The sequence below is a fragment of the Vicinamibacteria bacterium genome (genome assembly GCA_035620555.1).
In the GTDB taxonomy this organism is placed as follows: domain Bacteria; phylum Acidobacteriota; class Vicinamibacteria; order Marinacidobacterales; family SMYC01; genus DASPGQ01.
In genome coordinates, this window is the sequence record DASPGQ010000757.1 from 1 (window position 1) to 4,019 (window position 4,019).

3 protein-coding genes are annotated in these 4,019 nt (G+C 62.7%); all 3 read right to left on the minus strand.

The genetic code is table 11. The annotated features are described in order from the left end of the window. A partial coding sequence (locus tag VEK15_30335; protein ID HXV65032.1) for a hypothetical protein occupies positions 1-902 on the minus strand: 902 nt, incomplete at its 3' end. Positions 903-1,019: 117 nt separating this feature from the next. Further along, positions 1,020-3,305 carry a carbamoyltransferase HypF gene (hypF, locus tag VEK15_30340; protein HXV65033.1) on the minus strand — a complete coding sequence of 762 codons (2,286 nt, stop codon included), beginning with the start codon at positions 3,303-3,305 and terminating at the stop codon, positions 1,020-1,022. Continuing rightward, complete coding sequence (hypB, locus tag VEK15_30345; GenBank protein HXV65034.1) at positions 3,251-3,928, minus strand: hydrogenase nickel incorporation protein HypB; 678 nt, start codon at positions 3,926-3,928, stop codon at positions 3,251-3,253. Before hypB ends, hypF begins: the two co-directional genes overlap by 55 nt. Positions 3,929-4,019 lie beyond the last annotated feature (91 nt).

Here is a 4,019-nt window from a genome sequence, read left to right on the forward strand (position 1 = left end):
TTCTTCGTGCCGGACTCCGCCCGGCGAACGATCTCGGTCAGGACGCCGGCCGCTTCCTCGCGCCGCTCCATTCGCTCCAGAATCTGAGCCTGGTTCAAATGGAAGAGGAAGTTCTCGGGAAAACGTCCATGGAGCTGATGAGCTACCTCGAGCGCGTAGTCGTACTGTTTCTCACGGACATACAGAATCATCAAGAGGACGCGCGCGTCGATCTTGACGAAGTAGCCCTTCTCCGCGGCGCGGAGGAGATACTCGAAGGCTCTTTCTTCGCTTCCTCGATAGCCTACGATAGTCGCGATCCACTTGATATACCAGGGAAGGTTGCTGACGACGTACTCGTAAGTGCCCACCGTCATGTAGGAGTCGCCGAAATCCGGATACTCCTCGACCACGGCTCGGTGGATCTCGTAGGACTTCTTCCCGTGACTCATAGCCTGTCTGAGGCTTCGGTCGATGGTGAATGCGAACGCACCGAGGGCGCCCTCGCAAGCTCCCAGGTAGTAGCGCGCATCGGGATCTCCGGGGTCGTCCTCGAGGTATCGCGCCGCCAATTCCCTTGCCTCGGCGATGCGTTCGAAGAACGCCTGGCGGGCTTCCTCCGACATATCCAGCCGCGCAGCCCGAGTGAAATAACCCGATGAGATGAATCGATCGAGATCGAGATCCTCGCGTTCAAAGAGCTCCCGCAGCCAGATGGCGACGGCTCCCGCGAGCCTCGGTCCCGGGTGATCGGGGTAGGCTCTCGCGAGCGCCTCGAAAGACTGGAACGCTTCGTCGTATTCGAGGCGATGAAGGAGATCCAGTCCTTCGGTGATCGCCTCCTTGTACTCCGGCGTGCGCAGGCCCTGCGACGAGGCAGGTGGGCCGACCACAAGCGAGAGGAGGATTACGAGATACGCCACGCCAAGTTCCGATGCTCGATTCGACGGTGATCCGACGTCCGTCTGCAATGGCATTGTAGTCCAGGCACCCTGGCGTCAGACTCGAAGGCTCGGGAATTTCTTTTGACCGTGAGAGTTTCACGGCGAACGACGGGCCGAGGCCACCGCCGCCTGCCCGAGGGCGAGACCACCGTCGTTTGCCGGGACCTCGGAGGGAACCAAGACCTCGAGACCGGCCGACTCGAGATGCTTGCTCACTTCGCGCAGCAGGATGCAGTTTTGAAAGCATCCACCTCCTAGCGCCACGCGACCGATCGAGCTCTCCTTCGCGATCTGTTCCGCGGTGAGGGCGAGCCACTCGGCGATACCAACATGGAACTCCATCGCCAGGGAGGCGGCATCGCGCTTCCCTTCCACCATGTGCCGCAATACGTCGTCGACCGAGAAGTCGCCTTCGTACCAGCCAACGGCACTCGTCGCGCCTTCAGCCATCGCTTCGAGCTCCATCGCGGCCTGTCCCTCATAGCTCTGGTTCTGCCGTACGCACAGCAGAGCGGCGACGGCATCGAAGAGCCTTCCGCAGGACGAGGTCATGGGCCAACCGACGTTGGCCTCGATGGCATCGACGAGCTTTCGCACTCGATCGCGGGAGACCGTTTCCAGAAACGGCAGCTTCATCCCGAGAAATTCGCGTCCGTAGAGCCGATGGAGCCAGGCCACGGCCATGCGCCAGGGCTCGCGGGCGGCACGATCTCCTCCCGGAAGGACGACCTGAGGCAGGTGAGCCTTGCGCTCGAAACCGACGCGATCGGCGACGAGAATCTCTCCCCCCCAGACGGTTCCGTCGGGACCGAAGCCCGTGCCATCGAGAGCGATTCCCACGACTTTCTCGGATACGCCGTGCTCCGCCATCACCGCCGCGATATGGGCGTGATGGTGCTGCACCGCGATCGATGGAAGGCCCGACTCCTCGATCGCCCAACGCGTCGAAAGATAATCGGGATGCAAATCGTGAACGACGGCAACCGGCTCGATCTCCAGCGTCTCTGACAGGTGGCGGATGCTGGTTTTGAAGGACTCGAACGCTTCGAGGTTGTCGAGATCACCGATATGAGGCGAGAGGAAAGCTTCCCGGCCACGGGTGAGGCAGATCGTGTTCTTGAGCTCTCCTCCCACCGCGAGAAGAGGCGGAGCTTCATCGGGCAGGGTAATCGGACGCGGTGCGTAGCCTCGTGCCCGGCGAAGGAGCCGAACGCCGCGCGGATCGCAACGAGCTATCGAGTCGTCGGCGCGGCGATGAATGGGCCGGTCGTGTACCAGGAAGAAATCGGCGATATCGCCGAGCCGATCGAGAGCTTCGTCGTTCGATATGGTGATGGGCTCTTCGCTCCGGTTGCCGCTCGTCGCCACGACGGCAAAGAGAGGCGAATCGAGGAGCAGGGCGTGTAGCGGCGTGTAAGCGAGCATGACGCCGAAGCGCCGGTGACCTGGTGCGACGGATTGAGCGATCGGCGAAGGCGTCAGACGCTCCAGCAGAACGATCGGCCGTTCGGGGCCGCAGAGAAGGGCGGCTTCCTCGGGATCGACACGACAGATCTCCCGGGCGCGCTCGAGCGATCGCACCATCAGAGCGAGCGGCTTTTCCTCTCTCTGCTTTCGCACGCGCAAGCGCGCGACGGTGTCCTCGGACGTGGCATCCACGACGAGATGGAAACCACCCACGCCCTTGACGGCGACGATGGCTCCGCTCTGGATCCGCCGCACCGTCTCCGAGATCGGGTCATTCATCCGACCGGTGGGAGATCCATCCCCGTCCAACAGGCGAACCCTGGGCCCACAGCGAGGGCAAGCGTTGGGCTCGGCGTGAAACCTGCGGTTCTCGGGGTCCTCGTACTCACGGCGGCATTGCGCGCACAGCGTAAACGAAGCCATCGTGGTAAGCGCGCGGTCGTAGGGAAGACCGCGGATGAGCGTGTAGCGCGGCCCGCAGTCGGTGCAGTTGATGAAGGGATAACGGTAGCGTCGGTCTCGACAATCGAAGAGCTCGCCGAGGCAGGCGTCGCAGACGGTCACGTCGGGCGGGATGAGCGTCGTTGCCCCTTGGCCCGCCTCGCTCGCGTCGATTCGGAAGCCGGCCATCGGCGGAACGACGGCGGATTCGACCGAGATCTCCCCGATGCGCGCGAGAGGAGGCCGCTTTTCGGGCAGTTCCTCCACGAAGGCGCGAAGGTTGGAAGCTTCGCCACGAAGGCGGATGACCACTCCTTCGAGAGTGTTCGAGACCGAACCCTCGAGACGATGCTCTTTCGCGAGGCGGTAGACGAACGGCCGGAAGCCCACGCCCTGGACCACCCCGCGCACGCGGACGATCAGGCCGGGTGCATCGTCGAGATCGGCTGCTCTGCCAAACGCCCTTGAAGCCACTGAAACCATCCTTCGATCCCTTGACCGGTGCGACACGACACCCGGACGACGTCGATGTGGGGCGCGACTTCTCTGGCATTTCTCACGGCGCGCTCGACGTCGAAGTCGGTGTAGGGCACGAGATCGATCTTATTGATGACCAAGAGGTCGGCCCTCTTGAAGAGACCGGGATACTTGAGCGGCTTGTCGTCCCCTTCCGGGACCGACAGCAGGGCAACCTTCGAAGCCTCCCCGAGATCGTAGGCCGAGGGACAGATCAAGTTTCCGACATTCTCGATCAAGAGGAGCTCGATGTCCCATATCTCCTTGTCGCCGAGGTGGTCGAGGATACGCTGGGCATTCAAATGACACTCGCTTCCCGTCGTGATCTGGATGGCAGGTATCCCCGCCCCGCCGATACGGTCGGCATCGTTGCGCGTCGCCTGATCCCCGGTGAGAGCGGCGGCCGCGATTCTTCCCCGACACCATCTCGCGGTCCGCTCCACCAGCGTGGTCTTTCCCGATCCGGGGCTCCCGATCAGGTTCACGGCGAAAATTCCTCGCGTCTCGAGGCGACGCCTGACCTCGGCGGCGATCTCGTCGTTCTTGGAAAGGACTTTCTTCTCGTAGGGTATGCGCATCATTCCACCTCGATACTCCGAACTTTGAGTGAGCTTTCGCGCACCAGGCGCGGCAACGGTGTCCGCTCCACCAGCGTGGTCTTTCCCGATCCGG